We start from the raw sequence: 392 nt of genomic DNA on the forward strand, positions 1-392 counted from the left end.
GGGGCCTTTCGCCTGTCTCGGAAGGGGCGGCGAATGCCCGGGCGGCGGTTTTCGCCGGTCCCGGACCGCCCCCTCGCGCGCCCATCCTCGCCGTCAACGGCGCGATCCTGCCGGTCGCGCGCTCCGGACGACGAGGTGACGACGATGAGCGACGACGAGCACGAACGCGCCGCCCGCGCGAAGAAAGGCAGCCCCTTCCTCAACACCGCCCAGGCCGCCCACTACGTCGGCTTATCGGGCCGCACGCTCGAGAAAATGCGCGTGACCGGCGGCGGGCCGAAGTATCGCAAGCACGGTCGCTACGTCCGCTACCACATCGACGACCTCGACGCGTGGTCGGACTCCCGGTCCAAGGGCTCGACCTCCGATGCGTGAGGACCGGCTCCTGTCGT

1 protein-coding gene is annotated in these 392 nt (G+C 70.7%); it reads left to right on the forward strand.

Translation table 11 applies throughout. From position 1 onward, the window contains the following. Positions 1-144: 144 nt before the first annotated feature. Positions 145-375: a helix-turn-helix transcriptional regulator gene (locus TH2_RS20430; RefSeq protein ID WP_008892353.1), complete on the forward strand. Its 231-nt coding sequence runs from the start codon at positions 145-147 to the stop codon at positions 373-375. Positions 376-392: the final 17 nt, after the last annotated feature.

It is taken from the genome of Thalassospira profundimaris WP0211 (assembly GCF_000300275.1).
Taxonomy (GTDB): Bacteria; Pseudomonadota; Alphaproteobacteria; order Rhodospirillales; family Thalassospiraceae; genus Thalassospira; species Thalassospira profundimaris.